This is a genomic window from Mesorhizobium sp. P2_F5, from assembly GCF_056403715.1.
The window spans coordinates 75,511-88,923 of record NZ_JBFUEY010000001.1 but is presented as its reverse complement, the minus strand read 5'-3'; the positions used below and the strand labels follow the sequence as shown (position 1 = coordinate 88,923).

Genomic DNA, 13,413 nt, shown 5'->3' with positions numbered 1-13,413 from the left:
AGCATGCGGGCCAAATTTAACAGCCGGCGATAGGTAGAAATCTTTTCTCTCAGAAGGAATACCAGATGCGGAAAGTCAGGAAGGCAGTCATTCCGGTGGCGGGGCTTGGAACACGGTTCCTGCCGGCGACCAAGTCGATGCCGAAGGAAATGCTGCCCGTGGTCGACCGGCCCGTGGTCCAATATGCGGTGGATGAGGCCTTCGAAGCCGGCATCGAGCACATCGTGTTCGTCACCGGCCGCAACAAGGCTGTCATCGAGGACTATTTCGACCTGCATCCTGAATTGATCGGAACGCTGGAACAAACCGGCAAGAAGACCCAGCTCGAGGCGCTCGAAAGCATGCTGCCGGTGGCCGGCGCCACCAGCTTCATTCGCCAGCAGTCGCCGCAGGGCCTAGGCCATGCGGTGTGGTGCGCGCGAGAGGTCATCGGCGACGAGCCGTTCGCGCTGCTGCTTCCCGACATGGTGTCGTTCGGCGGCCGCGGCTGCCTCGCAGAAACCATGGATCTCTACCGGCAGACCGGCGGCAATGTCATCGCCGTCGAGCGCTGCGAGCCGTCCGAGACCAGCAAATACGGCATTGTCGGTCGTGGCGCTGAGGCCGGCAGCGGTTTCGAGGTGACGGCCATGGTCGAAAAGCCGGCGTCGGCCAACGCGCCGTCGAACTACTACATCAACGGCCGCTACATCCTGCAGCCCGAGATCTTCTCGCTGCTCGGCAACCAGCAGCGCGGCGCCGGCAATGAAATCCAGCTCACCGACGCCATGGTCCGCCTGGCGAAAAGCCAGTCTTTCTATGCCCAGCCTTTCAACGGCCGCATGTTCGACTGCGGCTCCAAGGAAGGCTTCATCGAGGCCACCATCGCCTTCGCGCTGGCGCGCGACGACATGAAGGGGCCTGTGCTGGAAATGCTGCAAGCGTTCGTGCGGTCGCATGAGCGTCAGGAAGTGGCCGCATAATGCCCATGTTTCGCGGGCATATGCGTTTGGACGATGGCGCAGCCCATGCCTGCGCGCCTGGCCGCTCAGGTCCGGCGCCAGATGGCATGAAGCTTGCGTTGCATGCTTTGCCCCCGATCTCCGCAGCTTCGGACGAGGTGGGGCCTGACCCCGTCTCGCTCCGGCGCCTGTAACCTAGAATTGGACCGAAGATGAATTATGCCAGCTTTCCTCTCGACAAGAGGATGCCATTGCCCAACACCGATCAGGAAAAGGGTGAAGACTTCATCGACGTCGAGCGTCTGCTTGGCATGGCGGCGCGTCAGGTCAAGGTGGTGGCGGTCTGCGCCATTATCGGCCTGTTCCTGGGCGTGCTCTATCTGCAGACCACGCCCAAGCAATACATGTCGGTTGCCAGCGTGCTGATCGACGAAGGCCTGAACAAGGTCGTCGACGACATCTCGGCCGCATCCGTCACCATGCAGACCGACGCAGCCCTTCTCAGCCAGATCGAAATCATCACCTCGGCGCGGCTGGCCTCGGTGGTGGTCGACAAGCTGAAGCTCGACCAGAACGAAGAGTTCATGAACCCGCCGCAATCGGCGCTGGTCAAGGGCATCGGCTTCGTGCGCGGCGTGATCGGCTATTTCCGCTCCAGTTCCGCCGACCAGATTCCCGGCATGGAAAACGTCGATGAGGCGACACGCCAGGCCATGATGCAGACCGCGCGCCACGACTACGCCGTGCTGAAGCTGCAGAGCGAGGTGCTGGCGCAGCGCAACGGCCGCTCCTATGTGCTTGCCATCGGTTACCAGTCGTCGAATCCGGCGCTCGCCACCGCAATCACCAAGGCTTATGCCGACGCCTATCTCGCCGACCAGCTCAACGCCAGCTTCGACGCCACCGAGCGCGCGGCGGTCTGGTTGCAGGGCCGGCTGACCGAGCTTCGGCAGAACTCGCAGGCGGCCGCTCTGGCGGTCGAAAAATTCCGCTCTGAACATGGACTGGCCGCCAACAGCGACGGCCAGCTGATCAGCGACAAGCAGATCGCCGATCTTACCGCCCAGTTGATCGTCGCCCAGGCCGACACGGCGCGCGCCAGCGCCCGCTACCAGCAGTACAAGGCCATCGTCGAAAGCGGTTCGGACAACGCCTTCAACGATTCCGCAATATCGAGCGACCAGCCGGCGAGTTCCGTCATTGCAACGCTCAAGACCCGCTATCTCACCGTCGCCAAGCGGCTGCAGGATGTGACGGCCAATTTCGGCGCCGAACATCCGCAAGCAGTGGCGCTGGCCAAGGAGAAGGCCGATCTGTCGACCCAGATTTTCGGCGAGTTGAAGCAACTGACCGAAAGCTACCGCAACGAGTATGAAGTCGCGCTTTCGCGCGAGACGTCGATGAGGCAGAAAATCTCCGACGCGGCCGGCAAGAGCTCCGTCGACAACCAGTCGCAGGTCAAGCTGCGAGAACTCGACCAGCAGGCGCAGGCGCTGACCACGCTCTACCAGACCTTCCTCGGCCGCTATGAGGAAGCCTCGCAGCAGCAGTCCTTCCCGGTCGGCAAGGTGCGTATCATCTCGGATGCATCAGCGCCGCTTTCCGCCTCCAGCCCGCGTACCTCCAGGGTGCTGGCGCTGGCACTGGTGCTTGGCGTGCTGCTCGGTGCCGGCTTTGGTGGCCTGAACGAGTTCAACGAACGGTTCTTCAGGACCGGCGAGGACATTCGCGATCGCGTTGGCCTCAAATTCCTGGGCTATTTGCCGACGATCGGCGGCAGGCTCGGCAAGGACGGCGACGATGGTGCGGCGGATGCCAAAAGCACCAACACATTGTCGGCGGCCGAAAAACGGGCGCGCATGCGAGTCAGCGTCGATGCTCCGGCATCGATGTTCTCGGAGACGCTGCGCAACGCCAAGATCGCCTTCGATGTCGTCATGGAAGGCCAAGGCAGCCGGGTCATCGGCGTGGTCTCGGTCCTGCCTGGCGAAGGCAAGTCGACGGTCGCCGCCAATCTGGCCGGACTGCTTGCCGCCAACGGCTCGAAGACCCTTTTGATCGACGCCGATCTGCGCAATCCGGGCCTCAGCCGCAACCTCGGCATGGAGGCCGAGCAAGGGCTGATGGAAGCCGTGGTCAACGGCCAGACCTGGCAGTCGGTCGGCAAGGTCGACCGCCAGACCAAGCTGGCGATCATCCCGGCCGTGCTGCGCGGCCAGTTCTCGCACACCAGCGAGCTGCTTTCGTCGGCCGGCATGCGGCGCTTCATCGACAATGCCAAGGAGACCTTCGAGTACATCGTCGTCGACCTGCCGCCGCTCGGGCCCGTGGTCGACGCCAAGGCCTTCGCGCCGCTGGTCGACGGCTTCGTGCTGGTCGCCGAATGGGGCCGCACGCCGCGCGCCATGGTGCGCTCGCTGCTGGAGCAGGAACCCTACGTCGCCAACAAGGTCGTCGGCGCCGTGCTCAACAAGGTCGACCTGAAGAAGCTGGCGAAATACGGCTCGCTCGGCGGCTCGGAAAGGTTCTTCGACCGCTATTCGACCTATTATCTCGAGAAGTCCGACCTGCGCGCCAAGACGGCTGCCTAGAGTCGGCGCAGAACGAGTTCAAGCAGGCCAGTGTTAGACGCTGGCCCGCTTTGACGCCTTTGCTTGCGGAATGGGACAGCTCGCCGGTGCTGGCGGTATCGCGCTGCTGACCGGCGGGTCGGGATAGTACTGCATCGTTTGCTGAACCGCCTGCGCGGCAACCGTTCCCTTCAACAGCTGGATAAGCATCAGCGCTTCGTCCAGTCCCGACGAAATCCCGCCGCCTGTCAGGCGGTTGCGGTCGAGCACGAAACGCGGATTGCCCTCGGCGACGATGACTTTGGCAAAGCGCTCGGCGAAGCAGGGAACGAATGCCCAGAGTGTGGTCGCCTGATATCCGTCCAGCAGCCCCGCGGCGGCAAGCAGCATGGCGCCTTCGCACACCGAACACACCATCGGCGTGGAAGCATGCGATAGCAAATCTCCAGTCGGCTTCTTCGCTCAGGAGAAGATCAGCTTGCCGAATTTGTCGGCGATCCTGACGGCGGTCAGCCGGCCGCTGTGAAAGGCGCCGGTGTCGATGTCGAGCCTTCGCCCGTCGAGCCTGGGGGTATCGACCGGCGTGTGCCCGTGCACCACAAAGCGGTCGAGCAGATGGGCGGCGTCGAAGAACTCGTCGCGGATGTTGAGCAGGTCCAGCTCATCCTGTGCCACGAGGTCGATGCCCGGCCTGATGCCGGCATGGACGAAGACGAATTTGTCCGAACAGAGCAACACCGGCAGGCTGCGCAGGAAGTCGATATGACTGGCGGGGATGACCTCCTTGATGCGCCGGTCGACCTCGTCGCTTGAGGCATAGAGGCTGGCAAGCCGCACTGGATCGACGCCGTAGGAAAACAGCGTTTCGCGGCCGCCGACCGCCAGCCAGCGGTCTCGTGACAGATAGCCGTCGAGATAGTTGAGCATCGCGACTTCGTGGTTTCCCGCCAGGCAGACGCGCAGGAAGCCTTCTGGCGGCAGCGCCAGCAGATGATCGATCACGCGCGCCGATTGCGGCCCGCGGTCGATATAGTCGCCAAGCATGACCATGATCTTGCGCCCGCGAAATTGCCGCGCGTCGAGCGTGATCTTCGCCTCCAGCGACAGCAACTCCTTGTAGCAGCCATGTACGTCGCCGATCGCGTAGACGACCGTGTCCTCCATATCCATTTCCAGGCGCTCGCGCGGCGCCGGCCGAGGGGGTCTGGATCGCTGAAACAAGGCCACTGGGGCTCGATGCCTGCCGAAAATCGGGTTTCGTTGTCACGCTACGCCTTCGTGGCGCACCGCAGAACCGTGGATACAGGGCAGGCGTTGGAAATTCCATAACGGCCGGCCGGCTGTTTTCGCCGGCCGGTCTCTCAAGACGTGATGTCAGGCGGCCTTGAGACGGTAGCGGAACACGGTGTGGTCGAGCAGCAGCCGGATGCGCGGCTCGGCCTCGATCGCCACCAGCCAACTCGCGGCAATCATCGTCGCCCCGGCAACGGCGATCGAAAGCAGGTAGGGCACGCCGGCGCGCATCATGGCGCCGATCATCGCCGCGCCGACGACGTCATGGATCAGATAAAGCGGATAGGTCATCAGGCCGATGCGGCGCCAGCCGGACCAGGAAAGGTTGAGCCGCAACGACCATGCCATCAGCGCTATCGCCGCGAGGAAGATGACGATCGGCGTCGCATAGGGCATCGCCGCCTCGACCTTGATGGCGTGCACGTCGACAGAACTCATGATCTGCAGCGCGCCGCCCAGCAGGAACAATGCCGAGAAGCCGAGCCGAACCGGGGTCACAGCCTTGAACCGCATCAGCCACAACAGGACGCCGAGCGCAAAGAAGGCACCATGATGCACCAGCGTCAGCTGCAGCCAGCGCGTTTCTGCGAGGCTGGAAAGATCGAGCGGATAGTACAGGCACCAGAACAGCGTGCTGACCAGTCCGATGACAACAGCCACGGTTTCCATGAGGTCAAAGCGACCGAGCCTGAGCAGCACCCAGACGACGGCGTAGAAGGCGATCTCGATGCCGAGCGTCCAGTAGACGCTGTCCACCCACGGCTCGAAGGGAACGAACAGTCCGGTGCGGACGAGCCGGACCACCGCATCCGTCGGCCAGCTGAGGCCAAGGAAGAGCAGTACCGCCGCCGTGGCCGGCGCACAGACCCAGACCGCCGGCGCCAGCCGCTTCACCCTTGCTTCGAAGAACCGCAGAGGGGTCGACTTCTCGGCGCTGAAGGCGATGACGAAGCCGCTGATGACGAAGAAGATTTGAACGCCGACCCAGCCGGAACCGACAAAGGCCATTTCAGGATGGGGCGGGATGCCGCCGGTGGCGCGGGCCGAAATGCCGCCGGGAAACGCCCACACCCAAAAGCCGTAGTGATAGAACATCACCATGACGGCGGCGAGAAAACGCAATATGTCGACACCGCCGAATGTCGTCTTGTGCTGAGTCATGCCGTACCTTCGGAATGACCCCCCACGCAAACTTTAAAGTCTGTTGCTGCATTGCACAACAGACGATTGCAGTGCGGGATGATTTTGCCGCGACGCCTCTATGTCGGGTCGGCATCGGCAACGCGAGCGGTCAGACCCCGATGCCGCGGGCTTTGAGCGCCGCGGTGATCTCGTCGAAGATGACGGGATCGTCGATGGTCGCCGGCATCGTCCACTCTTCCTTGTCGGCGATCTTCTGCATCGTGCCGCGCAGGATCTTGCCGGAGCGTGTCTTGGGCAGGCGCTTGATCGTCACCACCGTCTTGAAGGCGGCGACCGGACCGATCCGTTCGCGCACCAGGGAAACCACCTCACCTTCGATGGCGCTAGTGTCGCGCGCGACGCCGGCATTGAGCACGACGAAGCCGAGCGGGACCTGGCCCTTCATCTGATCGGCGATGCCGATGACGGCGCATTCGGCGACGTCGGGATGCGCCGAAAGCACCTCTTCCATGGCGCCTGTCGACAGCCGGTGGCCGGCGACATTGATGATGTCGTCGGTACGGGCCATGACATAGAGATAGCCGTCCTCGTCAATCATGCCGGCATCGGCCGTCTTGTAGAAGCCTGGGAACTCCTCGAGATAGGCCTGCCGGAAGCGGTCGTCGGCGTTCCATAGCGTCGGCAGGCAGCCGGCCGGCAACGGCAGTTTGACCACCACATTGCCCAGCGTGCCGCGCGGCACTTCATGGCCGGCATCGTCGAGTACGCGGATGTCGTAGCCGGGCATCGGTACGCCGGGCGAGCCATATTTCACCGGCAGCAGGCCAAGGCCCGCCGGATTGATGGTCATCGGCGAGCCGGTCTCGGTCTGCCACCAATGGTCGACCACCGGCACATTGAGCTTCTGCTCCGCCCATTTGATGGTTTCGGGGTCGGCGCGTTCGCCGGCGAGGAACAGAGTGCGGAATTTGGACAAGTCGTATTTCGGCACGAATTCGCCTTTGGGGTCCTGCCCCTTGATGGCGCGGAAGGCGGTCGGCGCGGTGAACAGGGCCACCACGCCGTGTTCGGCGATCACCCGCCAGTAGGTGCCGGCGTCGGGCGTGCCGATCGGCTTGCCCTCGAACAGAACGCTTGTCGCGCCATGCAGCAACGGCCCGTAGACGATGTAGGAATGGCCGACCACCCAGCCGACATCGGAGGCCGCCCAGAACACTTCGCCCGGCTTGACGCCGAACTCGTTTTCCATCGTCCATTTGAGCGCGACCATATGGCCGCCATTGTCACGCACGATGCCTTTCGGCTGGCCGGTCGTGCCGGAAGTGTAGATGATGTAGAGCGGGTCAGTGGCGAGCACCGGAACGCAGTCGACATTGGCGCCTGCCGCGCGCTCGCGCGCAACGGCGTCGGCAAAATCGATGTCGTAATGGTCCTTCAACTCGCAGCGCAGCTGGTCGCGCTGCAGGATGAGGCACGCGTCCGGCTTGTGGCGGGACATCTCGATCGCCTTGTCGAGCAGCGGCTTGTAGGCAACGACGCGTCCCGGCTCCAGGCCGCAGGATGCCGAAATGATCAGCTTCGGCTTGGCATCGTCGATGCGGGTGGCAAGCTCGTGCGAGGCAAAGCCGCCGAACACCACCGAATGCACCGCGCCGATGCGGGCGCAAGCCAGCATGGCGATCGCCGCCTCGGCCACCATCGGCATGTAGATGATGACGCGGTCGCCCTTGACGATGCCGCGGTTCTTCAGCACCGACGTCAGCGCCACCACTTCGCGCTTCAGCTCGGCATAGGTGAATTTCTTGACCGTGCCGGTGATGGCGCTGTCATGGATCAGCGCGATCTGGTCGGCGCGGCCGCCGGTGACATGGCGGTCGAGAGCGTTGAAGCAGGTGTTGCAGGTGGCGCCGTTGAACCAGCGCCCGTAAACGCCTGCCTTGGCATCGAACACGCTGGTCCATGGCGAATACCAGTCGATCGCCTCGGCGGCATCGGCCCAGAACTGTTCCGGGTCGCGTTTCCAGCCGTCATAGACCTCGTGGTAGCGTGACGCCATTCACCCCTCCCCGGGAAAATTCCCTGTCATGCAATAGCCTAAGCGGGTTTTCCCGGCCATGTCTTCCCCCAAATGCCATCTCTTTCCCAAAATTTGGCGGATAGTCGATCTCGCCTTGGCCGCAAATCGCAGGCACCATGGCCTGGGTTGAAATCGGGGCAGGGCGCGCATGATGGTGCGATACGGGGTTGGATCTGCCGTTGGAGCAGCGCTGCTGTTGACGATCGTTTCCGCCGCGCAGGCCGGTGATGCCGCGGCCAGGCGCATCATCGGCTTTTCGCCCGACGGCAATTATTTCGCCTTCGAGCAATATGGCGAGATCGACGCCGCCGTTTCCGGTTGGTCTGAGATCGATATCATCGACACGAGAACCGACGAATTCGTCGGCGGCAAGCCGATCATCATCGTCGACGAATCGGAAGAGGCGACCACGACGGTGGAGCAGGCACGCGCGCAGGCAGCAAAGCAGGCCGCGCCCATCCTGGCCAAATATGCCATCTCCGCACGCGGTGAGCGCACGGCCTTTGACAGGTTCACCTTCCCGGACGACACGGTCGAGTACAACGACATCTTCCGCCTCGAGCAGGCCGGACAGAAATGGCTGTCGCCGTTCTATGATGAAACAGGGATTTCGACCATTCAGCTCGATGAAATCCTGGCCGACAGCAAGACGGATTGCTCGGCAAGCTTCGACGATGCAAAGCCGGACGACCAGCAAGGCGACAAGACACTTCAGGGTGACAAGACAATCCAGGGTGACAAGACGGGCAAGGCGCTCGGCTTCCGCCTGTCGCTGCAGGGGCAGGACGGCAAACCGTTCAAGGTGCTGCACGAGGACAAGACTGTGCCCGGCTCGCGCAACTGCCCGACCTCCTACAGTCTGTCGGAATTCTACGAATACACCCCGCCCGGCAAACCGGCCGTGCTGGCTGTGCTGGTGCAGCGCTTCAGCCAGGGTTTTGAGGGGCGCGACCGCCGCTTCATCGCCGTGACCGGCCATGCACGCTGAGCCATAGCCTGCCTCGCGGGGTGCAAGCTCATGCGCCCCACAGAGGCTTGTGTCGGATATCAGTTCTTAAAGCGGCAAGGCCGCCAGCATCAGGCCGACGCCACCCGCAATCAATATGGCGGCTGCCAATGCCTTCCGATGGCGTTCGAACGCCGTCGGAGCCCGCTCCCAATTGTAACGCATACCCAATGCTCTCCCAAACCCCGGCGACTCCATAGCTTACTTAAGGTAAGAAAAGCAACACCTTGACCCTGTCCGACAGCCGGCTTGACGGTTTTCGGCGGTGATTTTCAGGCGCGATCACCGACTATTTCTGGGGCGGATTCCTGCTCTCACCCTGCAACGACGTGGAAGTTACCACAACCCTGGATTGGATGTCTCCAACCGTGTTTTGGTTGGGAGTGTCGTAGAGGTGTTACCGTTGCCGGAATGCCACAGATCGGCCAGACCGGCCTGTTCTCCCTCCCATCCGCGCAATGGACAGCGCCGCATTGCCGCGCTATCTGCTCACCAGGAAAATGGTCTGGAGGGGCTCCATGGCCCAAATCGCTTCTGAAATGGTTCTGCGGCTGGCGGATGACGCCTCGGTCCAACATGTCGGCGACGGTGCCGTCGTGCTTTTGGCGCGCAGCGGCCAGCTTTACACCTGCAACGGCACCACCGAAGCCTTTCTCGACAAGGTCGACGGCGCCCGCAGCCTCGACCAGATCGTGGTCCTGCTTTCCGACGAGTTCGAGGTCGACAAGGATACGCTCGACCAGGACATGGCGGCGCTGGCCGCCGAACTGGTGAGCGAAGGCATTCTCGCCGACCCGGCTGCGTGATGGCGGACGGCATTCTCCTGCGCACCCTGTTTCGCGTCCACCTGTGGACCAGTGCGCGGCTGATGCCGGTCCTGATCGGCCGCCGCAGCTTCGAATCGGTGTTGAAATGGGCGCCGCTCAGCGCACCCACCCCTTATCGCGGCCTGTCGTCGGCCTACATCGTTTCTGCCGTCAATCGCACCGTCCGGCACCCGTGGCTGATGCGCGATCGCAGATGCCTGCGCGAGGGGCTGCTCGCCCACCGCTTCCTGCGCTTTGCCGGCTTCGATCCCGATCTGCGCTTCGGCGTCGATCCGCAGTCGATGCAGGCGCCGCGCATGTCCGCCCATTGCTGGGTTTGCCTCGACGGCCGGCCGGTGGTCAGCGACAGCCTCCCCGGCATGGTGCAGATCTATCGCCATCACGCCGATGCTGGAAAGGGGCACGCGGCTTGAGCGATTCGGCGGCCACTTTCTGCTATGACCTCAAGGGCCAGGTCATCAGCATATCCGCCTCGCGGGCCGATCTCTGGCCGAGCTTCGACCTCATGCTTGGCACGCTGCGTATGGCCGAACCCGTCGAGCCCGGTTTCCGGGTCAACATCGTCGAGACGTCGGCGCTGCAGGAATTGCCTGCCGGAAAACTCGCTTTCGACGGCGAGGTGCCGGAGGACGGCCATTGCCGGCTGATCGACGGTGGCGGCATCGTTCACCTGATCTTTCCCGGCCTGCAGACCGCCTCGATCAATGCCGATGAGGGCTGGGCTGAAATCCACGTTCATCCCGACGCCAAGGTCAAATGGACGTTGCTGATGATGGTGCTGGATGCCGCGCTCGATGCAGGTGGTCAGCACATGCTCCACACCGCCGGCCTGACGTTGCCCGGCCGCGAGGTGCTCGTGCTGATCCACGCGCCGAGCGGCACCGGCAAATCGACAACGTCGCTGGCGCTGGCATCGCAAGGCTTCGGCCTGTGCTCGGACGACGTCATGATCCTCAAGCTTGCGTCCGGCGGCGGCATCACGGCGTGGGGTTTGCCGCGCAAGGTGAAGGTCCACCGCCACACGGCGGCAATGCTGCCTTTCGTGGCCCCCTGCCTCGGCGACAAATGGGACGCCAATGGCGAGCAGGCCGTCTCGCTGGAGCGCCTGGCCGAGATCATCCGCATCGAGGAGACGGCCGACAGGCCGGTTGCGGCGCTGCTTCATCTCGCCCGCTCGCCGGACGCGCAAACCCGGCTCGTGCCGATGGCCAGGACCGACGCCATGGTGGCGCTCGCCGCCGACAATGTCAGGACCGGCATGACCGGCCTTTTGCCGGCGCAGAAGCGCCGCATGGCAACGATCGCGACGCTGGTCAAAGCCGTTCCGACGTTTACTCTGGAAGTCGGCGCGAACCCGACCGAGGCGTCAACATTGATCCGTGCCGCACTGGCCGACTGACGCACATTTAATCCTTGGATCCAAATTTTTGTATCGGAAGCGCCGGCCTTCGCTGCCCCACGGATCCGAGCTTTCGCTGCAGTTGCATAAGCAGTCGGGTTAGCCGGTTGTAGGCCAGGTGAACAACGCGCCCATCTGCGCAATCAAATGCCACAACTCCCCATCTGTGCATCGACGCCTTGCCGGTCACGGGTCGGGGCCGCAGGATAGGCTGCGCCAGTCGAACCGGTTTTCCGTTTACCAGCACGTTGACCGCAACGCTGGGCCCTATGATGCGGCATAGTCGGGCGACATGGGCGCTCGACGATTCACCGCCAACGATCAGCGGGCTTCGCTCCAGTTGCGCCCAAACATACCCGCCGCTGGGCTGGGGTATACCAGTTAGCCTGCCACGGCAATGCTCGGGTGCGGCGTCCGCCACCAGCCTGGCCATTGCGCTGGTTATAGCGGTTGAGACGGTCGTCGCCGAATGCCAATCCTCGATGGACAACGCGACCTGCGCCAGAATATCACCCTGGTCGAATGCCGGCGTCATCTTGTGAAGGGTCACACCGCCGTGGATTTCATGGTTGCCGTCGATGACCAGCCTGTGGATCGGATGAGGGCCGCGATAGTGCGGCAGCAGCGCCGGATGAAGGTTCAATCCGCCGTTTCGAAATAGTGTCAGCACCGCCTGCGGGATCAGCCCACGAAAACCGAAGCAGATCAGGAGATCGGCCTCGAGCCCAGCTAGCTGCCGCCCCAGCTCAGCCCAATCATGGGACGGACCGAATTCGATCAGCGGTGGATGTCTGTGGCCAAGGTAGCGCCTTAAAATCGACCGACGGCGTCGGCGCCGGCGCCAGGTGCTGACGCTCGACTGCTTGCCCGACCGCGGGCCGGGCACGACCACGGCCGCGATGCGATGGCCTTTCTCAACCCAGGCAGCCAGCATCGGTGCGGTGAGAGACGAGATTTCGCTGACAAAGACAGCCGAGAGCGACGCTCCCGGATCCACTGCCTGCTCAGGCCGCATGAGACTTGGATCGGCTAAGCCGCTGGACCCAGCGGAAGGCGTCGCGACGCAGGCGCGAATGCATCTTGTCCCTGGAATTGACGCCGAGCAGCGTATCGCCGGTGATGAGCCATTTGGCCAGGCGTATCGAGAGGTCGGGCTTGATGCGCCCAGCAAGTTCGATCGCGCGCGCTGCATTAAACAGCCGCCCCGTCACATTGAGAACCGTCGCCAGTTCGAGCTCGATGCCGCTCATGCGCGCCGCCTCGAACAACCGGTCCTCATCCACGGATGAGCGCAGCGCGCGTACGCCTTGCAGCACGTCAACGCAAAGCTGCAGCCGGTGGAACTTGTGGCCGCCCGCGGCATGCACGATGGCGATGGTCAGTAGCGCGGCCGGCGTGTCGGCCTCGCCGCCATCGATGGTCTGCAATTCGCGAAAGCCCAACGACAGCCGCCGCCGCATACCGGAATCATGCACCAGATTGCCGTGCAGTTCGATCAGCAGGCTGGTATTCTCCTTCTCCAGCCATTTGAACTCCTGCAGATCCTGCGACTGCGCTTCGCCGCTCCACAGCTCGAAGCCGCATCCGGCGATCACCGTGTTGGCCTCGGCGATGCTGGCCGGCTCGACGAGAATGTCGATGTCGGTGAACGGCCGGTCGGCGGCGTGGCGGTAAAGTTTGCGCGCGAACACCGGACCCTTGACGATGCGGGCCGGAACGCCTTTCGCCGCCAATGCCTTCATGATGCGATCACCATGATACTGCAGCAGCATCGACTGGCCGGTCGCCAGCGTCGACTGGTCGCGCAGGTCCGACAATTTCTGCTGCAAGGCTGCGTCCGCCGGCAATTGGGCGTCGCCGATTTCCCTGAGCTTGCGCAGCATGATCGGCAGCACGCCGTGGAACTCGGCATTGGCGAGCAGCGCCAGCAAGCTTTTGGCAGCAACGTCACTGCCAACGGCAGCCGGCGCCTCCGGATCGGCGAAGGTCAGCAGCAGTTTTTCATCGGCAGGTGCAAGAGATGGCAGCATTAACCCGGATGACGTTAGCCTAGTGGAGCAATTCCAGGAAAAGTGTGAAGCGGTTTTCCGTCCGGAATTGCGTCAAAACAAGAAACTAGAGCAGTCGCCGTTTCGGCGAACTGCTCTGGGAGGCGTA

12 protein-coding genes are annotated in these 13,413 nt (G+C 63.1%); 6 read left to right on the top strand and 6 right to left on the bottom strand.

Annotated features, from left to right (window positions below; all coding sequences use genetic code 11):
* Positions 1-65: 65 nt before the first annotated feature.
* Together galU and AC1DYO_RS00410 are read left to right on the top strand one after the other, a co-directional pair.
* A complete protein-coding gene (gene galU / locus AC1DYO_RS00415) occupies positions 66-962 on the top strand; it encodes a UTP--glucose-1-phosphate uridylyltransferase GalU (protein WP_477259243.1) in 897 nt (298 codons plus the stop codon).
* Positions 963-1,153: 191 nt separating this feature from the next.
* Positions 1,154-3,532, top strand: a complete 2,379-nt coding sequence (locus AC1DYO_RS00410) for a polysaccharide biosynthesis tyrosine autokinase (RefSeq protein ID WP_477259241.1) — start codon at positions 1,154-1,156, stop codon at positions 3,530-3,532.
* A gap of 33 nt (positions 3,533-3,565) precedes the next feature.
* On the opposite strand, the gene AC1DYO_RS00405 is transcribed toward AC1DYO_RS00410, so the two are convergent.
* The 4 genes from AC1DYO_RS00405 to AC1DYO_RS00390 form a co-directional block, all read right to left on the bottom strand.
* Positions 3,566-3,901, bottom strand: a complete 336-nt coding sequence (locus tag AC1DYO_RS00405) for a type 1 glutamine amidotransferase family protein (RefSeq protein ID WP_477259239.1) — start codon at positions 3,899-3,901, stop codon at positions 3,566-3,568.
* A 72-nt stretch (positions 3,902-3,973) separates the two neighbouring features.
* Positions 3,974-4,675 (bottom strand): metallophosphoesterase family protein, encoded by a 702-nt coding sequence (locus AC1DYO_RS00400; protein WP_477259237.1) that lies wholly within the window; start codon positions 4,673-4,675, stop codon positions 3,974-3,976.
* A gap of 210 nt (positions 4,676-4,885) precedes the next feature.
* Complete coding sequence (locus AC1DYO_RS00395; RefSeq protein ID WP_477259235.1) at positions 4,886-5,965, bottom strand: acyltransferase family protein; 1,080 nt, start codon at positions 5,963-5,965, stop codon at positions 4,886-4,888.
* 130 nt (positions 5,966-6,095) lie between these two features.
* Positions 6,096-8,003: a propionyl-CoA synthetase gene (locus tag AC1DYO_RS00390; protein WP_477259233.1), complete on the bottom strand. Its 1,908-nt coding sequence runs from the start codon at positions 8,001-8,003 to the stop codon at positions 6,096-6,098.
* Between the two features lie 217 nt (positions 8,004-8,220).
* Between AC1DYO_RS00390 and AC1DYO_RS00385 the strand changes: the two genes are divergently transcribed.
* The 4 genes from AC1DYO_RS00385 to AC1DYO_RS00370 all read left to right on the top strand — a co-directional run bounded on the left by AC1DYO_RS00385 (position 8,221) and on the right by AC1DYO_RS00370 (position 11,256).
* Positions 8,221-9,012 carry a DUF2259 domain-containing protein gene (locus AC1DYO_RS00385; RefSeq protein WP_477259231.1) on the top strand — a complete coding sequence of 264 codons (792 nt, stop codon included), beginning with the start codon at positions 8,221-8,223 and terminating at the stop codon, positions 9,010-9,012.
* A gap of 536 nt (positions 9,013-9,548) precedes the next feature.
* A complete protein-coding gene (locus AC1DYO_RS00380; RefSeq protein WP_181056487.1) occupies positions 9,549-9,836 on the top strand; it encodes a PqqD family protein in 288 nt (95 codons plus the stop codon).
* Entirely contained in the window at positions 9,836-10,270 is a 435-nt protein-coding gene (locus tag AC1DYO_RS00375) for a lasso peptide biosynthesis B2 protein (RefSeq protein WP_477259228.1), read from the top strand. Before AC1DYO_RS00380 ends, AC1DYO_RS00375 begins: the two co-directional genes overlap by 1 nt.
* Positions 10,267-11,256 carry a serine kinase gene (locus tag AC1DYO_RS00370; RefSeq protein WP_477259226.1) on the top strand — a complete coding sequence of 330 codons (990 nt, stop codon included), beginning with the start codon at positions 10,267-10,269 and terminating at the stop codon, positions 11,254-11,256. The genes AC1DYO_RS00375 and AC1DYO_RS00370 overlap by 4 nt, the downstream gene beginning before the upstream one ends.
* A gap of 7 nt (positions 11,257-11,263) precedes the next feature.
* On the opposite strand, the gene AC1DYO_RS00365 is transcribed toward AC1DYO_RS00370, so the two are convergent.
* Both AC1DYO_RS00365 and AC1DYO_RS00360 read right to left on the bottom strand, forming a co-directional pair.
* A complete protein-coding gene (locus AC1DYO_RS00365) occupies positions 11,264-12,271 on the bottom strand; it encodes a formyltransferase family protein (RefSeq protein WP_477259224.1) in 1,008 nt (335 codons plus the stop codon).
* Positions 12,261-13,286 carry a nucleotidyltransferase family protein gene (locus AC1DYO_RS00360; RefSeq protein WP_477259222.1) on the bottom strand — a complete coding sequence of 342 codons (1,026 nt, stop codon included), beginning with the start codon at positions 13,284-13,286 and terminating at the stop codon, positions 12,261-12,263. The genes AC1DYO_RS00365 and AC1DYO_RS00360 overlap by 11 nt, the downstream gene beginning before the upstream one ends.
* Positions 13,287-13,413: the final 127 nt, after the last annotated feature.

Coding starts and splice junctions, on each gene's coding strand:
- galU (WP_477259243.1), top strand. CDS start 66: ATGCGGAAAGTCAGGAAGGCAGTCATTCCGGTGGCGGGGCTTGGAACA.
- AC1DYO_RS00410 (WP_477259241.1), top strand. CDS start 1,154: ATGAATTATGCCAGCTTTCCTCTCGACAAGAGGATGCCATTGCCCAAC.
- AC1DYO_RS00405 (WP_477259239.1), bottom strand. CDS start 3,901: ATGCTGCTTGCCGCCGCGGGGCTGCTGGACGGATATCAGGCGACCACA.
- AC1DYO_RS00400 (WP_477259237.1), bottom strand. CDS start 4,675: ATGGAGGACACGGTCGTCTACGCGATCGGCGACGTACATGGCTGCTAC.
- AC1DYO_RS00395 (WP_477259235.1), bottom strand. CDS start 5,965: ATGACTCAGCACAAGACGACATTCGGCGGTGTCGACATATTGCGTTTT.
- AC1DYO_RS00390 (WP_477259233.1), bottom strand. CDS start 8,003: ATGGCGTCACGCTACCACGAGGTCTATGACGGCTGGAAACGCGACCCG.
- AC1DYO_RS00380 (WP_181056487.1), top strand. CDS start 9,549: ATGGCCCAAATCGCTTCTGAAATGGTTCTGCGGCTGGCGGATGACGCC.
- AC1DYO_RS00375 (WP_477259228.1), top strand. CDS start 9,836: ATGGCGGACGGCATTCTCCTGCGCACCCTGTTTCGCGTCCACCTGTGG.
- AC1DYO_RS00365 (WP_477259224.1), bottom strand. CDS start 12,271: ATGCGGCCTGAGCAGGCAGTGGATCCGGGAGCGTCGCTCTCGGCTGTC.
- AC1DYO_RS00360 (WP_477259222.1), bottom strand. CDS start 13,286: ATGCTGCCATCTCTTGCACCTGCCGATGAAAAACTGCTGCTGACCTTC.